This is a genomic window from Sphingomonas liriopis (assembly GCF_024211255.1).
GTDB lineage: Bacteria > Pseudomonadota > Alphaproteobacteria > Sphingomonadales > Sphingomonadaceae > Sphingomonas > Sphingomonas liriopis.
In genome coordinates this window covers 1-25338 of record NZ_JAMLDY010000022.1, presented here as the reverse complement: position 1 = coordinate 25338, position 25338 = coordinate 1, and the positions used below count along the sequence as shown (strand labels likewise).

General features: G+C 68.7%; 32 protein-coding genes, 1 tRNA gene and 1 pseudogene. 18 read left to right on the top strand and 16 right to left on the bottom strand.

The window, feature by feature from the left end:
• Positions 1-51 precede the first annotated feature (51 nt).
• On the top strand, positions 52-702 hold the full coding sequence (locus tag M9979_RS15245) for a TMEM175 family protein (RefSeq protein ID WP_254290215.1): 651 nt from the start codon (positions 52-54) through the stop codon (positions 700-702).
• Here the strand turns inward: M9979_RS15245 and dprA are convergent.
• Positions 686-1765 carry a DNA-processing protein DprA gene (gene dprA / locus M9979_RS15240; RefSeq protein ID WP_254290214.1) on the bottom strand — a complete coding sequence of 360 codons (1080 nt, stop codon included), beginning with the start codon at positions 1763-1765 and terminating at the stop codon, positions 686-688. The two genes, M9979_RS15245 and dprA, sit on opposite strands and share 17 nt — an antisense overlap.
• Positions 1758-2387, bottom strand: a complete 630-nt coding sequence (plsY, locus tag M9979_RS15235; RefSeq protein ID WP_254290213.1) for a glycerol-3-phosphate 1-O-acyltransferase PlsY — start codon at positions 2385-2387, stop codon at positions 1758-1760. Before plsY ends, dprA begins: the two co-directional genes overlap by 8 nt.
• A gap of 118 nt (positions 2388-2505) precedes the next feature.
• Here plsY and murI point away from each other — a divergent pair, with 118 nt between their 5' ends.
• Positions 2506-3297 carry a glutamate racemase gene (gene murI / locus M9979_RS15230; protein ID WP_254290212.1) on the top strand — a complete coding sequence of 264 codons (792 nt, stop codon included), beginning with the start codon at positions 2506-2508 and terminating at the stop codon, positions 3295-3297.
• 212 nt (positions 3298-3509) lie between these two features.
• A complete protein-coding gene (gene hemA, locus M9979_RS15225) occupies positions 3510-4751 on the top strand; it encodes a 5-aminolevulinate synthase (protein WP_277998600.1) in 1242 nt (413 codons plus the stop codon).
• A gap of 98 nt (positions 4752-4849) precedes the next feature.
• Here the strand turns inward: hemA and M9979_RS15220 are convergent, their stop codons facing one another.
• Positions 4850-5317, bottom strand: coding sequence for a DUF3429 domain-containing protein (locus M9979_RS15220; RefSeq protein ID WP_254290210.1), 468 nt, complete (start codon positions 5315-5317; stop codon positions 4850-4852).
• Positions 5318-5484: 167 nt separating this feature from the next.
• Here M9979_RS15220 and rpiB point away from each other — a divergent pair, with 167 nt between their 5' ends.
• From rpiB to M9979_RS15195, 5 genes are read left to right on the top strand one after another with little or no spacing between them, the layout of a single operon-like run.
• Positions 5485-5919, top strand: coding sequence for a ribose 5-phosphate isomerase B (gene rpiB / locus M9979_RS15215; RefSeq protein ID WP_254290209.1), 435 nt, complete (start codon positions 5485-5487; stop codon positions 5917-5919).
• Positions 5920-5923: 4 nt separating this feature from the next.
• Positions 5924-7234, top strand: a complete 1311-nt coding sequence (gene glyA / locus M9979_RS15210; RefSeq protein WP_254290208.1) for a serine hydroxymethyltransferase — start codon at positions 5924-5926, stop codon at positions 7232-7234.
• Between the two features lie 4 nt (positions 7235-7238).
• Positions 7239-7412, top strand: a complete 174-nt coding sequence (locus tag M9979_RS15205) for a hypothetical protein (RefSeq protein WP_254290207.1) — start codon at positions 7239-7241, stop codon at positions 7410-7412.
• Positions 7413-7420: 8 nt separating this feature from the next.
• Positions 7421-7897, top strand: a complete 477-nt coding sequence (gene nrdR, locus M9979_RS15200) for a transcriptional regulator NrdR (RefSeq protein WP_254290206.1) — start codon at positions 7421-7423, stop codon at positions 7895-7897.
• Positions 7894-8643: an RNA methyltransferase gene (locus M9979_RS15195; protein WP_254290205.1), complete on the top strand. Its 750-nt coding sequence runs from the start codon at positions 7894-7896 to the stop codon at positions 8641-8643. The genes nrdR and M9979_RS15195 overlap by 4 nt, the downstream gene beginning before the upstream one ends.
• On the opposite strand, the gene M9979_RS15190 is transcribed toward M9979_RS15195, so the two are convergent.
• The gene (locus tag M9979_RS15190) at positions 8613-8912 is read right to left on the bottom strand and encodes a chorismate mutase (RefSeq protein WP_254290204.1); all 300 of its coding nucleotides are present in this window, start codon (positions 8910-8912) and stop codon (positions 8613-8615) included. The genes M9979_RS15195 and M9979_RS15190 overlap by 31 nt on opposite strands.
• Positions 8913-9012: 100 nt before the next feature.
• Between M9979_RS15190 and M9979_RS15185 the strand changes: the two genes are divergently transcribed.
• The 5 genes from M9979_RS15185 (at position 9013) to aguB (ending at position 14024) form a co-directional block, all read left to right on the top strand.
• Positions 9013-9255, top strand: a complete 243-nt coding sequence (locus M9979_RS15185; protein ID WP_254290203.1) for a hypothetical protein — start codon at positions 9013-9015, stop codon at positions 9253-9255.
• 176 nt (positions 9256-9431) lie between these two features.
• Complete coding sequence (rpsD, locus tag M9979_RS15180) at positions 9432-10046, top strand: 30S ribosomal protein S4 (protein ID WP_254290202.1); 615 nt, start codon at positions 9432-9434, stop codon at positions 10044-10046.
• Between the two features lie 389 nt (positions 10047-10435).
• Entirely contained in the window at positions 10436-12076 is a 1641-nt protein-coding gene (locus tag M9979_RS15175; protein ID WP_254290201.1) for a M28 family metallopeptidase, read from the top strand.
• The gene (locus M9979_RS15170; protein WP_254290200.1) at positions 12073-13044 is read left to right on the top strand and encodes an agmatine deiminase family protein; all 972 of its coding nucleotides are present in this window, start codon (positions 12073-12075) and stop codon (positions 13042-13044) included. Before M9979_RS15175 ends, M9979_RS15170 begins: the two co-directional genes overlap by 4 nt.
• Positions 13045-13163: 119 nt before the next feature.
• Positions 13164-14024, top strand: coding sequence for an N-carbamoylputrescine amidase (aguB, locus tag M9979_RS15165; protein WP_254290199.1), 861 nt, complete (start codon positions 13164-13166; stop codon positions 14022-14024).
• On the opposite strand, the gene M9979_RS15160 is transcribed toward aguB, so the two are convergent.
• Entirely contained in the window at positions 14012-14689 is a 678-nt protein-coding gene (locus tag M9979_RS15160; protein ID WP_254290198.1) for a uracil-DNA glycosylase, read from the bottom strand. The genes aguB and M9979_RS15160 overlap by 13 nt on opposite strands.
• Positions 14690-14711: 22 nt before the next feature.
• On the opposite strand from M9979_RS15160, the gene folK reads away from it, so the two are divergent.
• The 3 genes from folK to M9979_RS15145 all read left to right on the top strand — a co-directional run bounded on the left by folK (position 14712) and on the right by M9979_RS15145 (position 15801).
• The gene (gene folK, locus M9979_RS15155; protein ID WP_254290197.1) at positions 14712-15188 is read left to right on the top strand and encodes a 2-amino-4-hydroxy-6-hydroxymethyldihydropteridine diphosphokinase; all 477 of its coding nucleotides are present in this window, start codon (positions 14712-14714) and stop codon (positions 15186-15188) included.
• Between the two features lie 20 nt (positions 15189-15208).
• Positions 15209-15284 (top strand) — tRNA-Lys (locus M9979_RS15150).
• A gap of 142 nt (positions 15285-15426) precedes the next feature.
• Complete coding sequence (locus M9979_RS15145; RefSeq protein ID WP_254290196.1) at positions 15427-15801, top strand: response regulator; 375 nt, start codon at positions 15427-15429, stop codon at positions 15799-15801.
• A gap of 19 nt (positions 15802-15820) precedes the next feature.
• Here M9979_RS15145 and M9979_RS15140 read toward each other — a convergent pair whose 3' ends face one another.
• Positions 15821-16090 carry a hypothetical protein gene (locus M9979_RS15140; RefSeq protein ID WP_254290195.1) on the bottom strand — a complete coding sequence of 90 codons (270 nt, stop codon included), beginning with the start codon at positions 16088-16090 and terminating at the stop codon, positions 15821-15823.
• 219 nt (positions 16091-16309) lie between these two features.
• Here M9979_RS15140 and M9979_RS15135 point away from each other — a divergent pair, with 219 nt between their 5' ends.
• Positions 16310-16957 (top strand): phosphatase PAP2 family protein, encoded by a 648-nt coding sequence (locus M9979_RS15135; protein ID WP_254290194.1) that lies wholly within the window; start codon positions 16310-16312, stop codon positions 16955-16957.
• A gap of 93 nt (positions 16958-17050) precedes the next feature.
• On the opposite strand, the gene galE is transcribed toward M9979_RS15135, so the two are convergent.
• Positions 17051-18049, bottom strand: coding sequence for a UDP-glucose 4-epimerase GalE (gene galE, locus M9979_RS15130; RefSeq protein ID WP_254290193.1), 999 nt, complete (start codon positions 18047-18049; stop codon positions 17051-17053).
• Between the two features lie 65 nt (positions 18050-18114).
• Here galE and msrA point away from each other — a divergent pair, with 65 nt between their 5' ends.
• The gene (gene msrA / locus M9979_RS15125; protein ID WP_254290192.1) at positions 18115-18654 is read left to right on the top strand and encodes a peptide-methionine (S)-S-oxide reductase MsrA; all 540 of its coding nucleotides are present in this window, start codon (positions 18115-18117) and stop codon (positions 18652-18654) included.
• Positions 18655-18793: 139 nt separating this feature from the next.
• Here msrA and M9979_RS15120 read toward each other — a convergent pair whose 3' ends face one another.
• The 9 genes and pseudogenes from M9979_RS15120 to M9979_RS17455 form a co-directional block, all read right to left on the bottom strand.
• On the bottom strand, positions 18794-19585 hold the full coding sequence (locus tag M9979_RS15120; RefSeq protein ID WP_254290191.1) for a sigma-70 family RNA polymerase sigma factor: 792 nt from the start codon (positions 19583-19585) through the stop codon (positions 18794-18796).
• Positions 19582-21654 (bottom strand): flagellar biosynthesis protein FlhA, encoded by a 2073-nt coding sequence (flhA, locus tag M9979_RS15115; RefSeq protein WP_254290190.1) that lies wholly within the window; start codon positions 21652-21654, stop codon positions 19582-19584. Before flhA ends, M9979_RS15120 begins: the two co-directional genes overlap by 4 nt.
• A 1-nt stretch (position 21655) precedes the next feature.
• Positions 21656-22516 carry a lytic transglycosylase domain-containing protein gene (locus M9979_RS15110; RefSeq protein WP_254290189.1) on the bottom strand — a complete coding sequence of 287 codons (861 nt, stop codon included), beginning with the start codon at positions 22514-22516 and terminating at the stop codon, positions 21656-21658.
• Positions 22517-22753: 237 nt separating this feature from the next.
• Positions 22754-23068: a flagellar protein FlgN gene (locus tag M9979_RS15105; RefSeq protein WP_254290188.1), complete on the bottom strand. Its 315-nt coding sequence runs from the start codon at positions 23066-23068 to the stop codon at positions 22754-22756.
• Positions 23055-23363, bottom strand: coding sequence for a flagellar biosynthesis anti-sigma factor FlgM (gene flgM, locus M9979_RS15100; RefSeq protein ID WP_254290187.1), 309 nt, complete (start codon positions 23361-23363; stop codon positions 23055-23057). Before flgM ends, M9979_RS15105 begins: the two co-directional genes overlap by 14 nt.
• Before the next feature lie 105 nt (positions 23364-23468).
• On the bottom strand, positions 23469-23990 hold the full coding sequence (locus tag M9979_RS15095; protein WP_254290186.1) for a flagella basal body P-ring formation protein FlgA: 522 nt from the start codon (positions 23988-23990) through the stop codon (positions 23469-23471).
• Positions 23987-24511: a hypothetical protein gene (locus M9979_RS15090; protein ID WP_254290185.1), complete on the bottom strand. Its 525-nt coding sequence runs from the start codon at positions 24509-24511 to the stop codon at positions 23987-23989. The genes M9979_RS15095 and M9979_RS15090 overlap by 4 nt, the downstream gene beginning before the upstream one ends.
• Entirely contained in the window at positions 24511-25155 is a 645-nt protein-coding gene (locus tag M9979_RS15085; protein WP_254290244.1) for a MotA/TolQ/ExbB proton channel family protein, read from the bottom strand. Before M9979_RS15085 ends, M9979_RS15090 begins: the two co-directional genes overlap by 1 nt.
• A 62-nt stretch (positions 25156-25217) precedes the next feature.
• Positions 25218-25338 (bottom strand): annotated as a pseudogene (locus M9979_RS17455) (IS30 family transposase); the annotation flags it as partial.

Here is a 25338-nt window from a genome sequence, read left to right as displayed (position 1 = left end):
TCAACGGGGGCTGATACGGATGTGGGGATCGACGAAGGCCATGCGCAAGTCATGATCGACGCCGGACATCGGGCGCGGCACGAGCGCGCGCAGCTGGAACGGCTGACCTTCTTTTCCGACGCGGTGTTCGCGATCGCGATGACGCTGCTGGTGGTCGAGGTGAAGCTGCCGCCGATGCATCACGTCACCGGGCCGGAGCTGGGGCAGGCGCTGGCGAACCTGATTCCCAATTATATCGGGTTCCTCGTCAGCTTCCTCGTCCTGGGGCGCTTCTGGCTGGTTCACCACGAGGTGATGGGGCTGCTACGGGCGAGCAACAAGCGGCTGACGAGCGTCAACCTGCTGTTGTTGCTGGCGGTCGCGTTCATGCCGTTCCCGACCGCGGTCATCAGCGAATATGTCCAGCTGCGCGTCGGCATCGGCTTCTACACCGGATGGCTGATCGTGCTGGGGCTGCTCAACCGGCAGCTGATCCGCAGCATCGTCGTCGCGCCCGAGCTGCTCGATGCGGGACTGACGGCGGCGGACATGCGCCCGTTCCTGCAGCGCAGCTGGATCTCGATCGCGATCGGTGTATGCGCATTCGCCGGCGGGATGGTGACATGGGTCGCGGCGCTGGCGGTGCTGACGGTGGGCAGCCCGATCATCACGGTGCTGATCGGACGTTATGCGGCGAAGCCGCGGATCACAGCGACAGACTGACCCGTCCGCCGGCGTGTCGTTCGAGCCGGCCGGCGAGTTCCAGCTCGAGCAGCACGGTCTGGAGGATCGCGGGCACGATGCCGCTCTGGCGGATCAGTTCGTCGACCGATACCGGCACCGGGCCGAGCAGGCCGGTGATGCGGCTGCGTTCGCGCTCGCTCGCATCGGCCGGCGGTGGCGCGCCGTAGGACGAGGCGGGCGCGCGGACGCTGCGCGGGTCGATCGGGCGGAGTTGCTCCAGCACGTCGGCGGCGGTCTGGATCAGCGTCGCGCCGTCGCGGATCAGCAGATTGCAGCCTTGCGCGCGTGGGTCGAGCGGGCTGCCGGGCACCGCCATCACCTCGCGCCCCGCCTCGTTCGCCAGCCGCGCGGTGATGAGCGAGCCCGAGCGCGGCGCCGCCTCGACCACCACCGTGCCGAGCGCGAGGCCGGCGATGATCCGGTTGCGCGAAGGGAAATGGCGCGCGAGCGGCTGCGTGCCGGGCGGCTGTTCGGCGACGAGCAGGCCGTCGCACGCCACCTGTTCCTGCAGGCCGGCGTTTTCGGGCGGGAAGACGACGTCGATGCCGCTGGCGATCACGCCGATCGTCCGCGGCAGCGCGCCGACATGCGCCGCGGTGTCGATGCCACGGGCGAGGCCGGAGACGACCGTCGCGCCCTCTGCGGCCAGCTCATGCGCCAGCGTCCGCGCGAAGCGGCACGCCGCCGCCGAGGCGTTGCGCGCGCCGACGATGGCGACGCACATCGCCCCCGCCAGCCGCAGGTCGCCGCGGACGATCAGTGCCGGTGGCGCGGTGTCGATCTCGGCCAGCAGCGGCGGATAATCGGCATCGTCGAGGAACAGATAGCGCGCGCCGAGCCGCGCGGTCGCCGCCATCTCACGCTCGACCATCGCCGCGTCCGCCACCCGCGGTGGCGCGCCGCCGCCGCGCCGCGCCAGCGTCGGCAGCATCGCGAGCGCGTCCGCCGCGGTGCCGAAGCGCGCGATCAACTGGCGATAGGTGACCGGGCCGATGCCGGCGGTGCGGATGAGGCGGAGGCGCGCGACGTCGCGCTCAGCCATCCGTCGGCGCGTCCGCCGCGTCCTTCTTGCGCCCGACGCGCGGTTCGGTGCCGCTGGCGAGCCGCTCGATATTCTCGGCATGTTTCCACAGCACGATTCCGGCGAGCGCGAGCAGCAGCATGACGAGGTCGAACCGGCCGAACAGCGCGCCGCTGACCGGCGCGCTCACCGCTGCCGCCATGCCGGCGACCGACGAGATGCGCACGCTCGCCAGCAATCCCAGCCACACCGCCGCATAGACCAATCCCATCGGCCAGTGCAGCGCGAGCACGATGCCCATCAGCGTCGCGACGCCCTTGCCGCCGCGAAAGCGCAGCCAGACGGGGTAGCAATGGCCGACGAACGCCGCCGCCGCGGCGACCATCTCGTCGCCCGGGAACAGCCGGGCCGCCAGCCACACCGCGGCGGCGCCCTTGGCGAGGTCGAGCAGCAGCGTCGCCGCCGCCAGCCCCTTGCGCCCGGTGCGCAGCACGTTGGTCGCACCGATATTGCCCGACCCGATGCTGCGCAGGTCGCCCGCCCCGCCGAGCCGGGTCAGGATCACGCCGAACGGGATGGAGCCCAGCAGATAGCCGAGCACCAGCGCCGCCGTCGGTGCGATCCAGAGAATTTCGGTGTGCAAGACGTCCCCTTCTGCTGCGATCAGCATAGCGGGTTCGATGCGGCTTCGCCAATGCCTGGATCAAGATTGCCGACACCGTCGGTTTGCGCACGCGGTTGCGCCGTTTATGGACGGGCGCATGGACAGCGGCCCGATCCTCTTCTTCGATTCCGGCGTCGGCGGGCTGTCGGTGGTCGCGCCGACGCACGCGCTGCTGCCCCGCGCGGGAATCGTCTACGCCGCCGATTCGGCGGGCTTTCCCTATGGCACGAAGAGCGAAGGCGAGATCGCGGCGCGGGTGCCGGCGCTGCTCGGACGGCTGGTCGAACGCTATCGGCCGCGGCTGGTGGTGATCGCGTGCAACACCGCCTCGACGATCGCGCTGCCGGTGGTGCGCGCCGCGCTCGATGTGCCGGTGGTCGGCACCGTACCCGCGATTCGGCCCGCCGCGGCGATGAGCGTTACGCGGACGATCGGCGTGCTCGGTACCGATGCGACGGTGCGCCAGGCCTATGTCGACGATCTCGCCGCGCGATTCGCCAGCGACTGTACCGTGCTGCGCCACGGTTCGGCGGAACTGGTGCGGCTGGCGGAGGCAAAGCTGGCGGGCGGCGAAACCGACCCCTCGCGGTATCGCGCAGTGCTCGGCGGGTTGTTCGACCAGCCCGGCGGCGAGCGCATCGACGTGATCGTCAATGCCTGCACGCATTTCCCGCTGGTCGCGGCGGAGCTGGCGGCGGCGGCGCCGGCGGGGGTGCGCTTCGTCGACGGCGGCCCGGGGATCGCACGGCGGATCGCGTTCCTGACGCAGGGGCAGGGGTGGCCGGAGGCGCCCGAGCATGGGGCGGTGTTCACGCGGCTGGGCGACGCCGAGCGCGCGCTGGCGCCGGCTCTGGCGCGGTACGGGATTGCGAAGATCGAGGGCCTTTAGGGTCTCCGTCACCCCGGACTTGTTCCGGGGTCCACCGGGCGGCTGGGCGTGTCCCTCGAGCCTCCATCGATTCGCCTCGCCGCGGAGTGGACCCCGGAACAAGTCCGGGGTGACGGGGGCATGCGCCTGGGACAAAATGTCCACCCGTTCGATCGCGCTTCATCCTTTTATCCACTGGCAAGCGCGCGTCGGCGCGGTTACATGGCGTTTCCATGGACAGGGATGGCACGGCCGTGCGCGTGGATTATTCGCGCGTCTTCACACAGGCGATCGATCGCCTCCATGCCGAGGGCCGCTACCGGGTCTTCATCGACATCCTGCGCAACAAGGGCGCCTTTCCCAACGCGCGCTGCTTCGCCGGGCATAACGGGCCCAAGCCGATCACGGTGTGGTGTTCGAACGACTATCTCGCGATGGGCCAGCATCCCAAGGTGATCGCGGCGATGGAAGAGGCGCTGCACGACGTCGGCGCCGGATCGGGCGGCACGCGCAACATCGGCGGCAACACGCATTACCACGTCGATCTGGAGCATGAGCTCGCCGACCTGCACGGCAAGGAAGGCGCGCTGCTGTTCACCAGCGGCTATGTCTCGAACGAGGCGACGCTGTCGACGCTCGCCAAGATTCTGCCCGGCTGCGTGATCTTCTCGGACGAATTGAACCACGCGTCGATGATCGCAGGGATCCGCAACGCGGGCTGCGAAAAGCGCATCTTCCGGCACAACGACCTCGCGCATCTCGAGGAACTGCTCGCCGCCGAGGATCCGTCGGTCCCGAAGCTGATCGCGTTCGAGAGCGTCTATTCGATGGAGGCCGACGTCGCGCCGATCGCTGCGATCTGCGACCTTGCCGACAAATATAACGCGCTGACCTATCTCGACGAGGTGCATGCGGTCGGTATGTACGGCGCGCGCGGCGGCGGCATTTCGGAACAGGAAGGCGTCGCAGACCGGCTGACGATCATCGAAGGCACGCTCGGCAAGGCGTTCGGCGTGATGGGCGGCTATATCGCCGCCGACCAGACGATCATCGACGTCATCCGCAGCTACGCGCCGGGCTTCATCTTCACGACCAGCCTGTCGCCGGTGCTCGTCGCGGGCGTGCTGGCGAGCGTGCGTCACCTCAAGCAATCGAGCGCCGAGCGCGAGGGGCAGCAGGTCGCCGCGACGCTGCTCAAGACGATGTTCGACGAGGCCGGGCTACCGGTGATGCTGGGAAGCACGCATATCGTGCCGGTGCTGGTCGGCGATCCGGTGAAGGCGAAGCGGATCAGCGATATCCTGCTCGCCGAATACGGCGTCTACGTCCAGCCGATCAATTACCCCACCGTGCCGCGCGGCACCGAGCGGCTGCGCTTCACGCCCGGCCCGAGCCATACGCCGGCGATGATGCGGGAACTGACGGACGCGCTGATCGAGATCTGGGGCCGGCTGGAGCTGCGCAAGGCGGCCTGACGGTTCATTACCGATGCCGTTCGTGCCGAGCCTGTCGAAGCACATTGGTCTCATCTGCCCTTCGACAGGCTCGGGGCGAACGGGTGGTTGGTTGGCGATCAGCTCGTCGCGATGCCGGTGACGATCCCGCACCCGATCGTCAGCACGCCCAGCCCGATCGACAGCGGCGCGCGCAGCGACATCCAGCCGGCGGGCGCGATATGCTCCTCCACCAGCCGGCGGTCGATCAGCAGCGTCAGCATCACCGCCGACCCCATCAGCGCCAGCGCCCAGCCGAGCGGCAGCACGTGCGCGATCGACAGCAGGATCAGCCCGGCGCCGAACAGCGAGGGCAGCACCGCGATGCTCGCGATCTGGCCCTGGTTCGCGGTGCGCATCGCGAATCCCCACCAGATGCCGCCCAGGAAGCTCAGGATCAGCGTCGCATAGCCGAAGGCGAACATCGGCCCCATGTCGCTTTCTGGCGCGAAGACGCAGGTGGCGACCGCGGCGATCTGCGGGAACAGTCCGGCGTACCCCAGGATCAATGGCGATTCGCCGACGCTGCCGCGGGCGGAGTCAGGCACGTCGGTCGGCGTAGGGCAGGGCGGACTGCGGCATGATCGTATCCCGGATGGCGTAGTGGCCCAAGCGCGCGAACCCGTGCATGCGTTCCGCAACGGGTGTGGCAATCCGCCCGATCCCCGGCTAAGGCGCGCAGCGAACGGTACACTATCGCCACGGGACGCCACGCTTGCGCATCGCCTTCGCCTCCGATCACGCCGCCGTCACGCTGAAGGCCTCGCTGGTCGCGCACGCGGGCGATCTGGGTCACGAGGCGATTGATCTGGGGCCGGAGACCGACGCGCGGGTCGATTATCCTGATTACGGCTACAAGCTCGCGCGGGCGATCGCGGCGGGCGAGGCGGATGTCGGCGTCGCGCTGTGCGGGTCGGGGATCGGTATTTCGATCGCGGTCAACCGCAATCCCGCCTGCCGCTGCGCGCTGGTGTCCGAACCGCTGTCGGCGACGCTGGCGCGCAACCACAACGACGCCAACGTCGTCGCGATGGGCGCGCGGCTGATTGGCCCCGACCTCGCCAAGGCCTGCCTCGAAGCCTTCCTCGCCGCCCCGTTCGAGGGTGGCCGTCACCAGCAGCGCGTCGACAAACTGTCGGATAAGGACTGATCCCATGAGCACCCAGCCCAACGACTTCACCGATATCCGCCACACCGGCTTCTTTTCGCAGGACCTCGCCGACGCCGATCCCGCGGTGTTCGCCGGCATCGCCCACGAACTGGAGCGCGAGCAGACGCAGATCGAGCTGATCGCGAGCGAGAATATCGTGTCGAAGGCGGTGCTGGAGGCGCAGGGTTCGGTCTTCACCAACAAATATGCCGAAGGCTATCCGGGCAAGCGCTATTACCAGGGCTGCGCGCCGTCGGACGAGGTCGAGACCCTCGCGATCGAGCGCGCCAGGCAGATCTTCGGTTGCGGCTTCGTCAACGTCCAGCCGCATTCGGGCGCGCAGGCGAACGGCGCGGTGATGCTGGCACTGGTCAAGCCGGGTGAGACGATCCTCGGCATGAGCCTCGACGCCGGCGGCCACCTGACCCACGGCGCGCGCGCCGCCATGTCGGGCAAGTGGTTCAATGCGGTGCAGTACGGCGTCGATCCGGTCACGCATCTGATCGACTATGATCAGGTCGAACGCCTCGCGGTCGAGCACCAGCCGAAGCTCATCATCGCCGGCGGTTCGGCCTATCCGCGCGTCATCGACTTCGCGCGTTTCCGTGCGATCGCGGACAAGGTCGGCGCCTATTTCATGGTCGACATGGCGCATTTCGCCGGCATCGTCGCCGCCGGGCTGCACCCGACGCCGTTCGGCCATGCGCATGTCGTCACCACGACGACGCACAAGACGCTGCGCGGGCCCCGCGGCGGCATGATTATGACGAACGACGAGGCGCTGGCGAAGAAGATCAACTCGGCGGTGTTCCCGGGGCTGCAGGGCGGGCCGCTGATGCACGTCATCGCCGCCAAGGCGGTCGCGTTCGGCGAGGCGCTGCAGCCGGGCTACAAGAGCTATATCGCCGCGGTGGTCGAGAACGCCAAGGTGCTCGCCGCGACGCTGAAGGAGCGTGGGAGCGACGTCGTCTCGGGTGGCACCGACACGCATCTCGCGCTGATCGACCTCACCCCGCTGGGCATCACCGGCAAGGACGCCGACGAGGCGCTGGAGCGCGCGGCCATCACCTGCAACAAGAACGGCATCCCCAACGATCCGCTGCCGCCGGTCAAGACCAGCGGCATTCGCGTCGGCTCGCCTGCCGGCACGACGCGCGGCTTCGGCCCCGCCGAGTTCCGCGAGATCGGCCATATGGTCGCCGATGTGCTCGACGGATTGGCGACAAAGGGCGAACACGGGGACCCGGAGGTCGAGGCGAACGTTCGGCAGCGCGTACGCACGCTGTGCGCACGCTTCCCCATCTACGAAGGATAAATGCATGTCGAAGATCGATGAGGTTCAGAACGAGATCAAGGCGACGCCCGGTCTCGGCCGCAAGATGGCGAAATACAGCGCGATCGGCGCGGTGATCGCCATTCCCCTGCCCGTCGTCGGCCCGGTCCTGGGTGCGATCGCCGGTGCCGCGCTCGCCTATTCGAAGCGCAAGGGCTGATCGCCTGAATGCGCTGCCCGTTCTGCGGCCATGAAGACAGCCAGGTGAAGGATAGCCGCCCCACGGAAGATGGGGCGGCGATCCGGCGCCGGCGCCAGTGCGAAGGCTGCGCGGCGCGTTTCACCACGTTCGAGCGCATCCAGCTGCGCGACCTGTGGGTGCTGAAGAGCGCCGGCCCCGACTCGGTTCGGCGCGAACCGTTCGACCGCGAGAAGCTGCTCCGCTCGGTATCGATCGCGACGCGCAAGCGGCCGATCGAACCGGTACGGATCGAGAAACTGGTCAGCGGCATCCAGCGCCAGCTCGAGACGCAGGGCGAGAGCGAAGTGTCGTCGAAGCGGATCGGCGAGATGGTGATGGATGGCCTCAAGGGCCTCGATTCGGTTGCCTATATCCGCTTCGCCAGCGTCTATCGCGATTTCAGCGAGGCGCGCGATTTCGAGGAATTCGCCGGCACGGTCGAACAGGCGGGGCGTGTCGAATGAAGCCCGTCATCGTCCTCGTGCGCCCGCAACTGGGCGAGAATATCGGCAAGGCGGCGCGCGCCATGCTCAATTTCGGGCTGACCGACATGCGGCTGGTCGCGCCGCGCGACGGCTGGCCCAATCCGCAGGCGGGGCCGGCGGCGAGCGGTGCGGATGTGGTGCTGGCCAAGGCGCAGGTCTTCGACAGCGTCGCCGAGGCGGTGGCGGATTGCGCGCATGTCTATGCGACGACGGTGCGCAAGCGCGGCGTCACCAAGCCGGTGGTCACCCCCGAGGTCGCGGCGCGCGACATTCACGCCGCGGGCGAGCGATCGGCAATCCTGTTCGGGCCGGAAAGGTCGGGGCTGGAAACCGACGACGTCGCGCTGGCGCGGACGATCATCACCGTGCCGATCAACCCGGAATTCGGCAGCCTCAACCTCGCGCAGGCGGTGATCCTGGTCGCCTACGAATGGTCGAAGGGCGAGGCGCTGGCGCAGCCGTCGATCAACCCGATCGAACCGCCCGCGCCGCACGAGGAGCTGGAAGGGATGATCCTGCAACTCGACGCGATGCTCGAACGCGCCAATTTCTTCTTCCCCCCCGAACGCGTCGTCACGACGCGACGGACGCTGCGCACGCTGCTGACCAAGCCGGGCTGGTCGTCGCAGGAGGTGCGCACGGTGCGCGGCGTCCTATCGGCGCTGGACGGCGCCAAGGAGCGCCGCGTCGAGGCTCAGCGCCGGTCGAACGACGCCAGTTCGTAGGCGATCGACGCCTCGACGAGATGGTCCCACAGATCGGCGATGACCGCGCCGGGCAGGCCGAGCGCCTCGGCCTCGGCGCGCGCATTGGCGATGACCTGCGCCTTGCGCGCCTCGTCGCGGACGTGACCGCGTTCCGGCTTGATGCGCGCGGCCGCGTCCATATAGGCGAAGCGGCGCGCGAGCAGCGCGACCAGCTCGCGGTCGAGCGCGTCGACGCCGGCGCGGACCTCGGTCATGGTGGTGCAGTCGGGGCCGGAAAGGATCGTCATCGCGCCGTCTTAGCGGGGCGGCGGTCGATGTCGAGATTGTCCCCCTTTCCTTGTCGGCGAAAATCCGGCACCCATGCTGTCTCAATCAGGATGATGTGCCATGATCGCATTCGCTCTTGCCGTAATGATGCTTCCCGCCGCGCAGGCTACCGAGGCGCCGCCGCCGCCGCCGCCCGCCGACAAGCGGATCTGCCGGCGCGAGGTGCCGCTGGGATCGATCATGCCGACGCGGATATGCCATACGAAGGCGGAGTGGGCGGCGATCGACGCGGCGAACAGCGACGCGGCCGAAAATGCCCGGCGGGCGAACAGCGCGCGCAACGGCGCGATCCCCAACCGATGATTGACACGCCGGGCGCCGGCGGCTAGGCGCGCGCCTTCGCAACAGCCCCCGCACCCCGGTGAAGCGGACGGCCTGCCTCCTCGCAAGGGATCAGCAGAGCGATACCGGGATCAACCTCGCCCGAGCGGTCTACCGCGACGGCGGGATCACGTCGTTACAGTTGCCAAGGAAATATCATGTCGAAGCGCCATAGCGCCAAGCACAAGCTCGACCGTCGTCTCGGCGAGAACATCTGGGGCCGGCCCAAGTCGCCGGTCAACAAGCGCGAATATGGCCCCGGCCAGCACGGCCAGCGCCGCAAGGGCAAGGTGTCGGACTTCGGCATCCAGCTGCGCGCCAAGCAGAAGCTCAAGGGCTATTACGGCGACGTCACGGAAAAGCAGTTCAAGTCCTGCTACACCGAGGCCGCCCGTATGAAGGGCGATACCAGCCAGAATTTGATCGGCCTGCTCGAGCAGCGTCTCGACATGATCGTCTATCGCGCCAAGTTCGCGCCGACGATCTTCGCCGCGCGCCAGATCGTCAGCCACGGCCACATCCGCGTCAACGGCGTGAAGTGCAACATCGCGTCGCGCCGCTGCTTCGTCGGCGACGAGATCACGCTGGGCACCAAGGCCAAGGAAATGGCGCTGGTGCTCGAGGCGCAGAACCTCGCCGAGCGCGAGATCCCCGATTACGTCGCACCGGACGGCAACGCCAAGGTGACCTTCGTCCGCGTTCCGACGCTCGACGAAGTGCCCTATCCGGTGAAGATGGAACCGAACCTGGTCGTCGAGTTCTACTCGCGCTGATTTCGGCTTTTCCGGTTTCGGATTTGGAAGGGGCGGTCCTTGCGGGCCGCCCTTTTTGATTCGCGCGAAGACGCGAAGACGCAAAGGTGTCGCGCTTGCGGCGTGTGCATCGGTCCACCGCCGGCGAGGGCCCCTTCTTTTCTCTTCGCGTCTTCGCGTCTTCGCGTGATTCATTTTTGCGCGCAGAGGCGCCGAGAGCGCAGAGGATGATGCGCTCGGGTCAGGCCGGGCGGCGTCCAGCTCCATTGTAAAGGCGCCTCCGGCGCCAGAGGCGTGACCCCTCTGCGTCCTTTGCGCCTCTGCGTGCGCACCCCCTTGTTCGAACCGTGGACAACGGTGCGCGCCAGCGGCAAAAGGCCGGCCACGCTGCCATTTATGCGGAGTCACCGATGCGCCGTCTCGTTCTTGCCGCCCTGCTCGCCACGCCGGGCGTGGCGCTCGCGCAATCCGCGCCGCCGATTTCCGTCGACACGCTGAAGGCCGTCACCAAAACATTGTCCTCCGACGCGTTCGAGGGCCGCGCGCCGGGGAGTGCGGGCGAGGAGAAGACGCTCGCCTATCTGCAGGCGCAGTTCGCCAAGGCGGGGCTCAAGCCCGGCAACAAGGGCCAATGGCTGCAGGACGTGCCGCTGGTCGAGATCACCGCGCAGAACGTCACGCCGCTGACCATCACCGGCGGCAAGGCGCCGCTGTCCCTCGCCTACGGCAAGGACATGGTGATCGGGACGTATCGCGTCACGCCGCATATCGACGTGAAGGACAGCGAGGTCGTCTTCGCCGGTTACGGCATCGTCGCGCCCGAGAAGGGCTGGAACGATTATGCCGGGCTCGACGTCAAGGGCAAGACGGTCGTCGTCCTCATCAACGATCCCGACTGGCAGACGCCCGGGCTGACCGGGCCGTTCAACGGCCGCGCGATGACCTATTACGGCCGCTGGACGTACAAATACGAGGAAGCGGCGCGGCAGGGTGCGGCGGCGGTCCTGATCGTCCACCAGACCGAGCCTGCGGCCTATGGCTGGAATGTCGTCCAGTCGAGCAACACCGGCGCGGCGCATGTCGCCGATGCGGCGAACGGCCATATGGACGACACCGCCGCGCACGGCTGGATCCAGCTCGCGCACGCGCGCGCGCTGTTCGCCAGCGCGGGCAAGGACTTCGACGCCCTCGCCGCCGCCGCCAAGGTGAAGGGCTTCAAGGCCGTGCCGCTAGGCGTGAAGGCGTCGGTCAGCTTCGACAACGCGATCAAGAAGCAGATCTCGCACAACGTCGTCGGTATCCTGCCCGGACGCGAGGCGCCGGACGAATACGTGCTGCTGTCGGCGCATTGGGATCACCTCGGCCGCTGCACGCCGGTCAACGGCGACGATATCTGCAACGGCGCGGTCGACAATGCCGACGGCACCGCGGCGCTGGTCGCGCTCGCCGAGGCCAACGCCAAGGCGGGACGGCCACGCCGATCGATGGTGTTCGTCGCGCTGACCGCCGAGGAATCGGGGCTGCTCGGTTCGGCCTATTATGGCGAGAACCCGGTCTATCCGCTCAGCAAGACCGTCGGCGGCGCCAACATGGACGCGCTCGCCATGTACGGCCCGGCGAAGGACGTGATCGTGATCGGGCCGGGCAAGTCGCAGCTCGACGGCTATCTGAACGCCGCGCTCAAGCGGCAGGGCCGCACCGCGACCCCCGAGCCGACACCGGAAAAGGGCTTCTACTACCGCTCCGACCATTTCAGTCTCGCCAAGCATGGCGTGCCGATGGTCTATTTCGAGACGGGCCAGAACCTCGTGAAGGGCGGGCTCGCCGCGGGGCAGGCGGCGGCGAAGGATTACGAGGAAAACCGCTATCACGCGCCCTCCGACGAATATGATCCCAAGTGGGACTGGAGCGGCGTGCAGCAGGACGTCCAGCTCTATTACATGCTGAGCCGCGACCTCGCCGAAAGCCGCGACTGGCCGAACTGGATGCCCGGAGACGAATTCCGCGGCATCCGCGACAGGAGCCGCGCGAGCGTGGGGGCCGCCAAGTGACCGTACCGCCACCTGCCGAATGGGCGCCGCACAAGGCGGTGTGGATCGGTTTTCCGAGCCATGCCGAACTGTGGGAAGAGGACCTCGACCCGGCGCGCGACGAGGTCGTCGCCTTCGCCCGCGCGGTCCATGCCGACGGTCGCGGCGAGACGGTGATCCTGGTCGCCGCCGACGACGAGGCGGGCGCGGCGGCGCGAGACATGGCGCCGTTCGCCGAGGTGGTGGTCGAGCCGTTCGGCGACATCTGGCTGCGCGATACCGGGCCGATCGTGCTCGGTGACGGATCGGCGTGCGATTTCGAATTCAACGGCTGGGGCGGGAAGTACGACCTGCCGGGCGACGACACGATCGGGCTGCGGCTCGCCAAGCAGCGCGGCAAGCGCGTCGGCTATTGCAACTGGGTGCTCGAAGGCGGCGCGATCGACGGTGACGGCACCGGCGTGGTGGTGACGACCGAGCAATGCCTGCTCAACCCCAACCGAAACCCGGCGATGGACAAGGCGCGGATCGAGGCGCGGCTGCGCGAGGATCTGGGGCTGACCAAGGTGGTGTGGCTCGGCGACGGGCTGCTCAACGACCATACCGACGGCCATGTCGACAATCTCGCCCGTTTCGTCGGCGAGGGGAGGCTGGCGGTGCCGGAGGCGGCGGAGAACGACCCCAATTGGCAGGTCTATCAGCACGCGCTGCGCGACGCGCGTGCGGCGGGGCTGGAGGTGGTGACGATCCCCTCGCCCGGCCGCGTGCTGCGCGACGAGGAGGTCGTGCCGGCGAGCTACATGAACTTCTACATCGGCAATGCGGCGGTCGTCGTACCGCTGTACGGCGCGGAGAACGACGCCGCCGCCGTGCGCGCGGTGCAGGCGCTGTTCCCGGATCGTGACGTGGTTGGGTTGCGCGCGGATCATATCCTGACGGGGGGCGGCAGCTTCCACTGTATCAGCCAGCAGATTCCGGCGGGGGTGTGACGTTGATAATGGGATGACTACCGTCGCCCCATTTTCTTCGTCACCCCGGACTTGTTCCGGGGTGACGAGGGGGATACGCAAGGGGTGACGACTCACCCCCGCACCCCTATGTGGCGCGCATGACCCAGATCACCGTCGCCGCGCTGCAGCTCGCCTTCTCCGACGATATCGACGCAAACATCGGCAACGTCTCGCGCCTGGTGCGCGAGGCGGCGGGGCAGGGCGCGCAGGTGATCCTGCCGCCCGAACTGTTCGAGGGCGAATATTTCTGCCGCGTCGAGGACGAGGGGCTGTTCGCGAACGCCGCGCCGGTGCGCGAGCACAAGGCGGTGCTGGCGATGCAGGCGCTCGCCGAGGCGCTCAAGGTCACCATCCCGACCAGCTTCTTCGAGGTGGACGGGCCGCATTACTATAACAGCCTCGCGATGATCGGCCCCGACGGCGAGGTGCAGGGCGTCTACCGCAAGAGCCACATCCCCGACGGCCCGGGGTATGAAGAAAAGTTCTACTTCCGCCCCGGCAATACCGGTTTCAAGGTGTGGCCGGCGCCCCCCACCGCGCCCGGCTGGACGCTGGGTGTCGGCGTCTGCTGGGACCAATGGTATCCCGAGACCGCGCGCGCGCTGATGCTGATGGGCGCGGAAGTGCTGTTCTACCCGACCGCGATCGGCAGCGAGCCGCACGACACCAGCCTCGACACCGCGCGGCTGTGGCGGCGCGCGATGGTTGGCCATGCGGTGTCCAACGTCGTCCCCGTCGTCGCCGCCAACCGCATCGGCACCGAGCACGGCCAGCATTTCTACGGCACCAGCTTCATCGCCGACGAGCGTGGCGATATCCTCGCCGAACTCGGCCGCGACGAGGAGGGCGTGATCGTCGCCACGCTCGATCTCGACCGGATCAAGCGCCATCGCGCTGCCTTCGGCTTCTTCCGCGATCGCCGGCCCGAGCTGTACGGGCGCCTCGTTCAGGACGTCTGACGCAGCTCCAGCGCGCGGGCGAAGACGGCCTCGAACATCGCCTCGTCGATCCGGCCGGTATTCTGGTTGTAGCGCGACGGGTGGTAGCTATCGATGAGGATGCGGCCGTCGGGCATGCGATGTTCGGCGCCGTGCGCGAAATTCGCCTTGGGCAGGCGGCCGCCCATCACCTTGACCGCGGACTGGTGCGCGATCTGCCCCAGTGCGACGACGACGCGCAGGTTGGGCAGGGCGGCGATCTCGCTGTCGAGGAAAGGGCGACAGGTGCGGATTTCTTCCGGCGTCGGCTTGTTGGCGGGCGGCAGGCATTTGACCGCGTTGAGGATCATCGCGCCGGTCAGCATGACATCGTCGTTGGCGCGGTTGGCATAGGTGCCGGTGGCGAGGCCGAGCTTGCCGAGCGTCGCGAACAGCAAGGCGCCCGAATGGTCGCCGGTGAACGGCCGCCCCGTCCGATTCGCCCCGTGCAGCCCCGGCGCGAGCCCGACGATTCCCAGCCACGCCGCAGGATCGCCGAACGCAGGGACGGGCGCGTTCCACCAGGTCGGGTTCTGCTGGCGCAGTTCTTCGCGCGCGGCGACGAGGCGGGGGCAGCGCGGGCAGTCGCGTGGTGGCTCGATCGGGGCGAGCGGTTCGAGATCCGGCATATCGGGTGCGAAGGTCATCGGCTTCGCCTAAGCCGCGCGGATGGCGACGGCAATCTATGCGATCGGGATCGGCTCCAACCGGCGCGGCCGGCACGGCGGCCCGGCGGACGAGGTGCGCGCGGCGATGGCGGCACTGGGCGGCGTGGTGGCGACCTCGCCGGTGATGTCCTCGGCGCCGCTCGGGCCGTCGATCCGGCGCTTCGCCAATGCCGCGGTGCTGATCGCCAGCAACGAGGCGCCGCCGGTGCTGCTCGCGCGGCTGAAGCGGATCGAGGCGGCGTTCGGGCGGCGGCGCGGGCGGCGCTGGGGCGCGCGGGTGATCGACCTCGACATCCTGTTGTGGTCGGGCGGTGAGTGGCGCGCGCGCACGCTGCGCGTGCCGCACGTCGGCCTGCGCGAGCGCGGGTTCGTGCTGACCCCGCTCGCCGCCATCGCACCCGGATGGCGCGATCCGGTCGGCCGACGAACGATCCGTCAATTGGCACATGCGGTTGACCGGCCGCGCCCCCGCCCCTAGGTGCGCGGCATCGATGGCGGGGGTCCGTAGCTCAGTCGGTAGAGCAAGCGACTTTTAATCGAGAGGTCCCGGGTTCGAGCCCCGGCGGACCCACCATCGATATCCGGGCGCGACGCGCCCGGCCCGGGCGCCTGCGGGCACCCCCTGCGCACAAGCCCGATTTACGAAGTCTTAGCGTTAAAGGTGTTCGCGTCGCTCGCAGTCGAGGCTCCGCGCCCGGCGACATCACGGAGCGAGCATGCCGCATGTCCTGATTATCGAAGACTCCTATCTGTTCGGCCAGTTCGTGTCCGATGCGGCGATCCTGGCCGGGGCGCGGACGGTCGAGGTCGTCGAGACGCAGGCCGCCGCCGAGACCGCCGCGCGGCGCAAGGCACCGGCGGTGGTCGTCGCGGACGTGCGGTTGCGGTCCGGATCGGGGCTGAGGGCGGTCGAGCGGATCGTGGCGGATCACGATGCGATCCCGATCGTGTATGTGACCGGCTATCCCGCCGATTGCGACGGACGCCTGGTCGCGGGCGGGATGGTCATCGCAAAGCCGGTCTCTCACGACACGCTGCGCACGTCGCTGAGCCAGGTGATCGCGCAATGGCGGCGATCCATGGCGCATTGAGTGCGCTCGCGCTTGCAGGTCAGCGCGCCGTCAGTTCGGTCGGTCGGCGGTGCTGGATGTAGACGCGGTGCTGGGCCCAGCGGGCACGGGTCTGGCAGGTGATGCCGGGATTGCCGGGACGCGGATCGGCCGCGAGCGAGCCCGAGAAGAAGCGGATGCAATATGCGTCGCGGGTGCTGTCGTAGCTGGCCGTATACGGGCGGTCGGTGGCGGCGTGACGGGCGAGTGCCGGGGTGGCCGTCGTCAGTATGGCGGCTGCAGCGGCGGCGAGGTGGATGGTCCTGGACATGATGCTTCTCCCTGTCGGCACCGGTATCGAGGGGCGGCGCCATGGCCGGGACCATGCGAGAAGTGTGCCATGTGAATAATACACCTGCGGCGGTGGCGCGTGCGGCGTGGCATGCCGGCAGGATCGGCGGAATCTGCGACAGATTGGCGAACGGCACCGGCTTCGGCGTGGCGCGTTGAGGGGATGATGGCGACGGAACGACCAATCCCTCATCGCGGCGTGCGGCGGCTGCCGCCGTTGCTCGCCGGTCTGGCGTCGATCGCGGCGGGGCTCGCGGTGCTGCTGGTCGGGGCGTTCGCGACGAGCCATTATCCGTTCGCATTCGATCGCGCGATCATCCTCGGCCTGCGGCAATGGAGCGGGCCGGCGTGGCTGCCCAAGGTGGCGGCGGACGTCACCGCGCTGGGCGGCGGGGTGGTGCTGACCATCGTCGTGGTCGCGGTGGCCGGATTCCTGATCGTGCAGCGGCTGTGGCTGACCGCGGCGGCGGTCGCGGCGGCGAGCCTGACCGGGGGCTGGGCAGTCGACCTCATCAAGGGGCAGGTGCTGCGCGCGCGGCCGGAGCTGGTGCCGCATCTGGTCGATGTCAGCGGCTACAGCTTCCCGAGCGGGCATGCGACGTCGAGCGCGGTGACCTATCTGACGCTCGCCGCGCTCGCCGGGCAGGTGACGCAGGATCGCGCGGCGCGGCGCTATCTGCTGGTGGTCGCGGTGCTGCTGGTCGGTGCGATCGGGTGCAGCCGGGTGTATCTGGGCGTCCACTGGCCGAGCGACGTGCTGGCGGGGTGGAGCTTCGGGACCTTGTGGGCGCTGGGCTGGTGGACCGCCACCGCGCAGGCGCGGGCGGCGATCGGGGGCGAGCGGTAGGGGCGTCCTCCCGTTCGCCCTGAGTTTGTCGAAAGGCCTTGAGACTCAATGTGCTTCGACAGGCTCAGCACGAACGGTGGGGGTGGTGGGAGGTTATCCCCGCTCGGCGAGCTTGCGTTCCCAGGCGAGCGCGTCCTTGACGATGCCGTCGAGGTCGTCGCGCTGCGGGCGCCACGGCAGCGCGGCGAGGATCGCGCTATTGTCCGCGACCAGGGCGGCGGGGTCGCCGGCGCGACGGCCTTCGTAGCGGCGCTGGATCGTCAAATTGGTGACGCGATCGACCGCGTCGAGCACCTCGTTGACCGAGAAGCCGCGGTTGTAGCCGGCGTTGAGCGTGTGGCTCTTCGCTGGCTCGGCGATCAGCAATTCGAGCGCCGAGACGTGCGCGGCGGCGAGGTCGCTGACGTGGATGTAATCGCGCACGCCGGTGCCGTCGGGCGTGTCGAAGTCGGTGCCGAACACCGAGACGGCGTCGCGTTTGCCGGTTGCGGCCTCGACCGCGATCTTGATGAGGTGCGTCGCGCCGATCGTCGACTGGCCGGATCGGCCCTGCGGATCGGCGCCGGCGACGTTGAAGTAACGCAGCGCGCAATAGTTGATCGGGTGGGCGGCGGCGACGTCGCGCAGCATCGCCTCGGTCATCAGCTTCGACATACCATAGGGGTTGATCGGCACGGTCGGGTCGGTTTCCACCACCGGCACCTTGACCGGCGTGCCATAGGTCGCCGCGGTCGAGGAGAAGATGAAGTGCGGCACGCCCTCCACCACCGCGCTTTCCAGCAAGGCGCGGGTCGCGGCGGTGTTGTTGCGGTAGTATTTGAGCGGGTCGCTGACCGATTCGGGCACCACGACCGATCCGGCGAAATGCATGATCGCAGCGACCCGATGGTCGCGGATCGTCGCGCGGACGGTGGCGTCGTCCTCGATATTCGCGCGCACCAGCGTCGCGCGGGGGTCGACCGCCCAGTCGAAGCCGGTGACGAGGTTGTCGATCACGACGACGTCATAGCCCGCATCGCACAGCGCGAGCACCGCGTGGCTGCCGATATAGCCCGCGCCGCCGGTCACCATCACCTTGCCGTTCAATGCCATGTGCGAACTCCCTCGTCTTTTGCGCGCCCTAGCGCGTTCCTACATGGGAGCAAAGGAGACTATCGATGACGGATTATGTGACGGTGGCCGGCGGCTGCTTCTGGTGCACCGAGGCGGTGTTCAAGGACGTGATCGGGGTGGAGAGCGTCGAGAGCGGCTATATCGGCGGATCGGTGCCGAACCCGACCTACAAGCAGGTGTGCGGCGGCGATACCGGGCATGCCGAGGCGATCCGCATCGGGTTCGATCCCGAACAGCTGGCATTGGGCGACCTGCTCGATATCTTCTTCGCGACGCACGATCCGACGCAGTTGAACCGGCAGGGCAACGACGTCGGCACGCAATATCGTTCGGCGGTGTTCCCGGCGGACGAGGCACAGGAGGCGGAGATGCGCGCCGCGATCGAGCGGGCGCAGGCGGATGCGGCGAAACCGATCGTCACGACGGTGGAGCCGATGAGCATCTGGTATCCGGCGGAGGGTTACCATCAGGACTATTGGGAGACGTCGGGGCGCTCGAACCCGTATTGCATGGCGGTGATCCCGCCGAAGCTGCAGAAGCTGCGCAAGAGCTTTGCGGCGCGGTCGCGGGCGGTGGCGGCGTAATCATTCCTCCCCGGCACGGGGAGGTGGCGCCGCGCAGCGGTGACGGAGGGGGGCTTCCGCAGGCGGTATCGCTTGTGGAAGCCCCCCTCCACCATTCGGCTGGCGCCGAACGGTCCCCCTCCCCGTGCCGGGGAGGATTTTAGACCTTCTTCGCCAGCGCCTTCTTCAGCTTGGCGTGCGCGGCGGATTTGATCTGGCAGACCCGCGCCGAACCGACGCCAAGGACCTGGCCGATCTCCTCGAGATTCAGTTCCTCGACATAGTATAGCTGGATCACCATCGCCTCGCGCTCCGGCAACGCGCCGATCGCGGCGATCAGCGTGTCGCGCAGGTCGCTTTCCGCCAGTTGTTCGAACGCGTCGGGGGTGTCGTCGGCGAACCAGGGGAGGTCGTCGGCATAGACCTCGTCCATCGATTCGAAGCGGACGGCGTCGGCGGTTTCATAGTCCGCGCGCAGTTTCTCCACCGTTACGCCGAGTTCGGTTGCGAGCGCGGCCTCGTCGGGCGCGCGGCCGGCGCTTGCCGTCAGCGTCTTGATCGCGGCATGATATTGCCGCCGGCGCCGCATCGCGCCGCGCGTGGTGGTCGCCTGCCGGCGCAGCTCGTCGATCATCGCGCCGCGCAGGCGGGTCTTGAGATAGGCCTTGAACTGCCCACCTTGCTCGGCGGCCTGACCCACCGCCTCGACCAGCGCGACGAGGCCGATCTGGACGAGGTCCTCGACATCGACGATCGTGCTCATCGAGCCGTGGACGTGCCAGGCGATGCGGCGGACGAGCGGCAGATATTGCCGGATCAGCGCCTCGCTGTCGCCGCCGGGGCGCGTGGCCCGCGAATAGGTGAGGGGGCCCTGGACCGGGATGATCGGGACCATCGCCGCCGGCGCCGGCTGGGCGTCGGTGAACACCAGCTTCATCGGTTCGGCGCTCATGCTGCCAGCGCCTGTTGCTGGCCGCCGCCGATGACCGCGACGACTTCGACCGCCTTTTCTTCCGGCACTTCGAAGAAGGAGAGGACGGGCGTGTCGGGCAGTACGGTCTTGACCAGCTTGCGGATCGCGAGCCGAATCGCGGGCTGGACGACGAGCGCGAAGGGCTTGGCCTCGGCGATCAGCGGCTGCGCCGCCTGTTGCAGCGCGTCGACGATGCGGCGGCCGAGGTCGGGCTCGATGACGTGACGGCGCGAGCTGTCGGCGCGCGCGGCCTGGCCGAGCAAGCCTTCGAGCTGGCCCTCCAGCGTCATGACGCGCAGCGGTTCGCGCACGCCGCACAGTTTCTGGATGATGAGGGGCCCAAGCTCGGGGCGGATCAGTTCGATGATCTCCTCGGCATCGGCGCTGCGCGTGGCGGCGACCGAGATCGCCTGCGCGATACGACGGAATTCCTTCAACGGAATGTTCTCCGCGAGCAGGCCCTTCAGGACCTGGGTGAGGGTGGTGAGCGGCAGCGGGTTGGGCGTCAGGCTGGCGACGAGCTGCGCGGCGCGTTCCTTGAGGCCGTCGAGCAGCGACTGGACCTCGTCGGGGCCGAGCAGTTCGGTCGCGTTGGCGCCGAGCAGGTGGTTGAGGTGCGTCGCCATGACGGTGCCGGCATCGACGACGAGGAAGCCAGCGCCGGTCGCCGCATCGGCATCGCCCGCCGCGATCCAGGTCGCGTCGAGGCCGAAGGTCGGGTCCTTGGCCTTCTTGCCGTGGAGATCGCCATAGGCCTGGCCGGTGTCGAGCGCGAGCATCTCGTCCGGCGACACCTGATCCTCGCCCAGCACGACGCCGTTGATGAGGATGCGGTAGGTATAGGGGGCGAGGTTGATGTCGTCGCGCACGCGGCATTGCGGCACGACGAAACCGAGGTCGCGGGAGAGCTGGCGGCGGACGCCGGTGATGCGGCCCATCAGCGGCGCGCCGCGGCGCGGGTCGACCAGCGGCACCAGGCCGTAGCCGATGTCGAAATTGACCTGCATGCCGTCCGACACCTCGTCCCAGCCGATCTTGGACGGGTCGGCGACCTCTTCGACCGGCTTGGGCGCCTCGACGACCGGGCGGCGCTCGATCTGGCGCAGCTTCCAGGCGGTGAAGCCGGCGATGGCGGCGGCGATCAGGATGACGACATGCGGCATGCCCGGCAGCAGGCCGAGCAGGCCGAGAATCACCGCGACCGGCGTCCACGTCCGGGGGCTACCGAACTGACCGCCGATCTGGCCGGCGAGATCCTTGTCGGAACTGACGCGGGTGACGATGGCGGCGGCGGCGATCGATAGCATCAGGCTCGGCAGCTGCGCGACCAGTGCGTCGCCGATCGCGAGCAGGATGTAGCTCTTCGCCGCGGCGGCGATCGTCATGCCGTGACTGACCGGGCCGAGGATCAGGCCGCCGATGACGTTGGCGGCGAGGATCAGCATCGCGGCGACCGCATCGCCCTTCACGAACTTCGACGAACCGTCCATCGAGCCGTAGAAATCGGCTTCGGTGGCGACTTCGACGCGGCGCTTCTTGGCGTCCTCCGGCGTGATGAGACCGGCGTTGAGATCGGCATCGATCGCCATCTGCTTGCCGGGCAAGGCGTCGAGGGTGAAGCGCGCCGAGACTTCCGACACGCGGCCCGCGCCCTTGGTGACGACGATCAGGTTGATGATCATCAGGATCGCGAAGACGAAGATGCCGACGACATAGTCGCCGCCGATCAGGAAGGTGCCGAACGCCTCGATGACGTGGCCAGCGGCGCTTTCGCCCTCATGGCCATGGACCAGCACGATGCGGGTCGAGGCGACGTTGAGGCCGAGGCGGAACAGCGTCGCGAACAGGAGGACGGTCGGGAAGGACGAGAAATCGAGCGGCTTCTGCGCGTTGAGCGACACCATCAGCACTGCGAGGCTGATCGCGATGTTGGCGACGAAGAAGATGTCGAGCAGGAACGCCGGGATCGGCACGACCATGACGATGACGAGCAGCAGGATGGCGAGCGGCAGCGCCGCGCCGCGGCCGTGGCTGAGCAGCTTGTTCACGTCAGCGGCCCCCCATCTGTGCGAGCATCATGTAGGCGAGCCTTGCGTTGTTGGGCGACGGGCGCAGCAGGCTGTTCGCCGACGTCGCATTGGCGTTGAGGCTGCCCCCCATCCCGGCCATCGCGCGGGTCGCCCAGGCGAGCGCGTCGTCGGCGCTTTCGTTGTTGCCGGTGACGACGGTCGAATCGCCCATCGTCAGCGATTGCGCGGCGAAGGCGAGGTTGGCGTTGCGCGTCTCCGTCGCGCTGTCCGACGCGGCGCCGAGCTTGTCGGCGAAGCGGTTGTAGATCGCCGACAGCGAGCGCGGCTGGCCGTTGGAGGCGTAGAAGATCGAACGGTTGGCACCGGCGGCCTGTGGGAACAGCGAGGCGGCGGTCGCCTGCGGGTTCGCCTGCATCGCCGACAGGAATTTCTTGGCGCCACCGAGCCCCAGGAAATGCGCCATGTACAGGTCGGTGCCGTTGGCGGTGCGGCCGAGCGTCCCCTCCAGCACGTCCTTGTTGTCGGACGCGTGTTCGGCCGCCATCAGCGAGGCGGCGGTGGGATCGTTGCGCAGCGCGAGGATCGCGGAACGGGTGGCGCCGTCGCCGACGGTGTAGCGACCGCCCGCCGTCTGGCCGATGCTGTCGGCGGCCCAGGCCATGCCGTGCTCGGCGCCGTGCTTCTTGACCACCGCCAGCCAGCTCTGCTCGACGAACTGGTACAGGCCCGACGCCGACGAGGTGCCGGCGCGCGCATTGGCGTTGAGACCGCTTTCGATCTTGGCCTGGCCGAGCAGATAGTCGAAATCCACGCCCGTCTTGCTGCTCGCAAGCGCAATCGCGGATTGGACGCGTCCGGCAGAAATCGGGTTGACGGTCATCGCGGAAGAAACACACCCCTGTTGTCGGGATGCTGTTCAGCAAGAGCCGTGCCAGTTTGGGGTGCCCCCGTTCCCTCCGTCACCCCGGACTTGTTCCGGGGTCCACCGGGCCGCAAGCGCAGGGCAAGTGGCGCAAGTCCTGCCCCTCGCCGCAGAGTGGACCCCGGAACAGGTCCGGGGTGACGGGTGGGGTGGGGCTGAGGGTTTGGATCGACCTGAGAAAGGCCGGACCCGGCCTTACGCGTAGGCCTGTACCAGCGTCGGGCGGAAGCCGTGGCCGGCATCGCCGGTCAGGATTTGCAGGCGGCGGCGGACATTTGCCGCCATCAGGTTGACGTAGATGCGGCAGGTTTCGTTCAGCCGGTTGGCTTCGTCGGCCAGCTCGCGGATCTCGTCGCCGGCGGGGCCGGTGCCGAGCGCGGCGATCTGTTCGATGCCGGCCAGCTTTTCCTGCGTCGCGGTCTCGAGGCCGACGACGTCGTTGGCCTTCAGCGCCGCGATCTCGGCATGGAGCGCGTCGATGACGCGGATCAGAGCATCACGCCGCGTCATGGCCATCCCAGTTCAGCCGGAGTGCGAGGAGCCGGTCGGCGATCGTCGCCGGCAGGATCGGGAAGGTGCCGGTCGCGATCGCCTTCTTGATCTCGCCGACGCGGTCGCTGTCGACGGGGGGAGAGGCGGCGAGCGACTTGGCGAGGCCGCTCAGCTGCGTCGTCGCCGCGGCCGCGGGGGCCTGTTGAGACGCCTGCTGCAGCGCGGGCTGCACCGTCGGCGCAGCCGCGGGTGCGGCGACGCGGGAAACGCTTCCACTTGCCTGCAGCGGCGTTGAGCCGATCGAGTCCACCATGTCCGCACCTTTTCGCGTTGCCTGACATGCGACTAAACGGCCGCTTGCGCCGCGGCTTTAGCAAAAAAATTTATCGCGTGCGGACATCGGGTGCGGACAGGGGGTTCATTCGGTCCAGCCGGGCAGGGTCGCACGACCCGCCTCGACCGCGATCGCCTGCACCGGCGCCTTGGTGTTGTCGACCTTGACCATGAAGCGGCCGCCGGGCGGGGCATCGCCGATCGCGACGCCTTCGCGGCTGATCGAGAAGCCGGGCGAGCCCGCCTCGATCACCACCGGATCGCCGCGGCGGATGACGGGTTCGGCCTTCGCCGGCGCGATGACCGTCGGCCGCACCGCAGCGGCGGTCGGCGGCGCGGCGGCGGGGCGGATCACCGGCACGAAGATGCGCCAGTCGGGCCCCGAACAGGAGACGACGACCGCATCATGCGCCTCGGTACGCCACGCGAGCGCCACCGTCGGGCATTGCGCGAGGCGCAGCCGGGCGTCGATCGCGGTGCGCGCGCCGCCCTCCGCGCCGATCGGACGGCTAGTGAAGGCGGCGACCGCGCGATCGAGGCCGCCGGTATCCTGGAACGCGATCACGCCACCCATCGGGGCGGCGGCGAGCAGCAGGGGAAGGATCATGGCTGGTGTCCGTTGGGATGTTCGCCGACGAAGGCGAGGGAGACGATGGCGGCGCGACGCCCGGGGCGGGCGGCGCTGGTGACGGTGACGCGGCGAGTGACCGGCGCGAGGACTAGCGCGAGCGCGCGGGCGCGGTCGGCGGCGAGGATCGCGGCGCTGCCGCTGGCGGTATCGACGTCGTTGGCGCTGCCGTCGGTCGATCCGGTGACGGTCAGCGCGACGCGCGGATCGCGGGCGGCTTCGCGCGCCCAGGCGATCACCGCGGCGGGGCTGTCGGGTAGCGCCGCCGAACCGGGGGCGAAATCGAACAGGCCGGCGGCCATCACGGGGATCGCCGGTGGCGCCGATGCCGGCGCCGCGCTTCCGCCGAAGCTGTGGCGCAGCGCATCGGTGACCGCACGCGGCTTCTCGCTGGCCTGCAGCAGCACGAAGAAGCCGACGAGCAGCAGCGCGAGATCGGCGAGCGTCATCAGCCACAGCGGCTTGGCGGGCGCAGGCTCGGGATAGGCGATGGTCGCCATCACGCGACGCTCTGCAACTGGTGACGCGGTGTCTCGCGCAGCGCGAGCGCGACCAGCGGTGCCTCGACCCGTACGCGTTCGAATGCCTCGATCCGGCCGGCGGCGCGCAGGCGGTGGCAGATCGGCATGAGGACGAGGTTGGCGAGCAGCGCGCCGTAGAGCGTCGCGAGCAAGGCGATCGCCATCGCGCTGCCGATCGCCTTGGGATCGGTCATGTTGGCGAACATGCCGGCGAGGCCGATCAGCGTGCCGACCATACCCATCGCTGGCGCGGCCTCGGCGGCCGCGGACCAGACGTCGGCGGCGGCGACGTGGCGTTCGATCCGTGCCTGGCGGTGGTAGCGCAGCACGCCCTCGACCTCGCGCGGGATCGCGCCGTCGACGATTGCGGCGATCGCGGCGGCGACGTCGGGGTCGGCGATCACCGAACGGTCGAGCGCGATGACGCCGTGGCGTTTGGCGATGCGCGATTGCGCGGCGATCTGTTCGAGCAATATGTCGGCGGCGAAGCGGCGGCGGACGAGGACGCGTAGCGCCGATACCGCGCGGGCGACGTCGCGTAGCGGCGAGCGCAGGATTGTCGCGGCGGCAGTGCCACCGACGACGATGGCGAACGCGGCCGGGTCGAAGAGCTGGGCGATCATCATGTGCGGGTACTGTGCAAGGAGCGGGCCAATCGGGAAGGGCTGGTTTCCCAAGCGTTTCGTCACCCCGGACGTGTTCCGGGTGTGGATTCACAATCGAAGTGCAACGGGAAGAAAACTTCGGCGGGGTTTCGGAAGCCGAGGCATTTCCTGGGTGTGTGGTTGTGTCTGGCGAGGATGGCG

Bases quoted from the DNA above. Each gene is read 5' to 3' on its own strand.
- M9979_RS15245 (WP_254290215.1), top strand. From the start codon at position 52: ATGATCGACGCCGGACATCGGGCGCGGCACGAGCGCGCGCAGCTGGAA.
- dprA (WP_254290214.1), bottom strand. From the start codon at position 1,765: ATGGCTGAGCGCGACGTCGCGCGCCTCCGCCTCATCCGCACCGCCGGC.
- murI (WP_254290212.1), top strand. From the start codon at position 2,506: ATGGACAGCGGCCCGATCCTCTTCTTCGATTCCGGCGTCGGCGGGCTG.
- hemA (WP_277998600.1), top strand. From the start codon at position 3,510: ATGGACAGGGATGGCACGGCCGTGCGCGTGGATTATTCGCGCGTCTTC.
- glyA (WP_254290208.1), top strand. From the start codon at position 5,924: ATGAGCACCCAGCCCAACGACTTCACCGATATCCGCCACACCGGCTTC.
- M9979_RS15205 (WP_254290207.1), top strand. From the start codon at position 7,239: ATGTCGAAGATCGATGAGGTTCAGAACGAGATCAAGGCGACGCCCGGT.
- nrdR (WP_254290206.1), top strand. From the start codon at position 7,421: ATGCGCTGCCCGTTCTGCGGCCATGAAGACAGCCAGGTGAAGGATAGC.
- M9979_RS15195 (WP_254290205.1), top strand. From the start codon at position 7,894: ATGAAGCCCGTCATCGTCCTCGTGCGCCCGCAACTGGGCGAGAATATC.
- M9979_RS15190 (WP_254290204.1), bottom strand. From the start codon at position 8,912: ATGACGATCCTTTCCGGCCCCGACTGCACCACCATGACCGAGGTCCGC.
- M9979_RS15185 (WP_254290203.1), top strand. From the start codon at position 9,013: ATGATCGCATTCGCTCTTGCCGTAATGATGCTTCCCGCCGCGCAGGCT.
- rpsD (WP_254290202.1), top strand. From the start codon at position 9,432: ATGTCGAAGCGCCATAGCGCCAAGCACAAGCTCGACCGTCGTCTCGGC.
- M9979_RS15175 (WP_254290201.1), top strand. From the start codon at position 10,436: ATGCGCCGTCTCGTTCTTGCCGCCCTGCTCGCCACGCCGGGCGTGGCG.
- aguB (WP_254290199.1), top strand. From the start codon at position 13,164: ATGACCCAGATCACCGTCGCCGCGCTGCAGCTCGCCTTCTCCGACGAT.
- M9979_RS15160 (WP_254290198.1), bottom strand. From the start codon at position 14,689: ATGACCTTCGCACCCGATATGCCGGATCTCGAACCGCTCGCCCCGATC.
- folK (WP_254290197.1), top strand. From the start codon at position 14,712: ATGGCGACGGCAATCTATGCGATCGGGATCGGCTCCAACCGGCGCGGC.
- M9979_RS15145 (WP_254290196.1), top strand. From the start codon at position 15,427: ATGCCGCATGTCCTGATTATCGAAGACTCCTATCTGTTCGGCCAGTTC.
- M9979_RS15140 (WP_254290195.1), bottom strand. From the start codon at position 16,090: ATGTCCAGGACCATCCACCTCGCCGCCGCTGCAGCCGCCATACTGACG.
- galE (WP_254290193.1), bottom strand. From the start codon at position 18,049: ATGGCATTGAACGGCAAGGTGATGGTGACCGGCGGCGCGGGCTATATC.
- msrA (WP_254290192.1), top strand. From the start codon at position 18,115: ATGACGGATTATGTGACGGTGGCCGGCGGCTGCTTCTGGTGCACCGAG.
- M9979_RS15120 (WP_254290191.1), bottom strand. From the start codon at position 19,585: ATGAGCGCCGAACCGATGAAGCTGGTGTTCACCGACGCCCAGCCGGCG.
- M9979_RS15110 (WP_254290189.1), bottom strand. From the start codon at position 22,516: ATGACCGTCAACCCGATTTCTGCCGGACGCGTCCAATCCGCGATTGCG.
- M9979_RS15105 (WP_254290188.1), bottom strand. From the start codon at position 23,068: ATGACGCGGCGTGATGCTCTGATCCGCGTCATCGACGCGCTCCATGCC.
- flgM (WP_254290187.1), bottom strand. From the start codon at position 23,363: ATGGTGGACTCGATCGGCTCAACGCCGCTGCAGGCAAGTGGAAGCGTT.
- M9979_RS15095 (WP_254290186.1), bottom strand. From the start codon at position 23,990: ATGATCCTTCCCCTGCTGCTCGCCGCCGCCCCGATGGGTGGCGTGATC.
- M9979_RS15090 (WP_254290185.1), bottom strand. From the start codon at position 24,511: ATGGCGACCATCGCCTATCCCGAGCCTGCGCCCGCCAAGCCGCTGTGG.
- M9979_RS15085 (WP_254290244.1), bottom strand. From the start codon at position 25,155: ATGATCGCCCAGCTCTTCGACCCGGCCGCGTTCGCCATCGTCGTCGGT.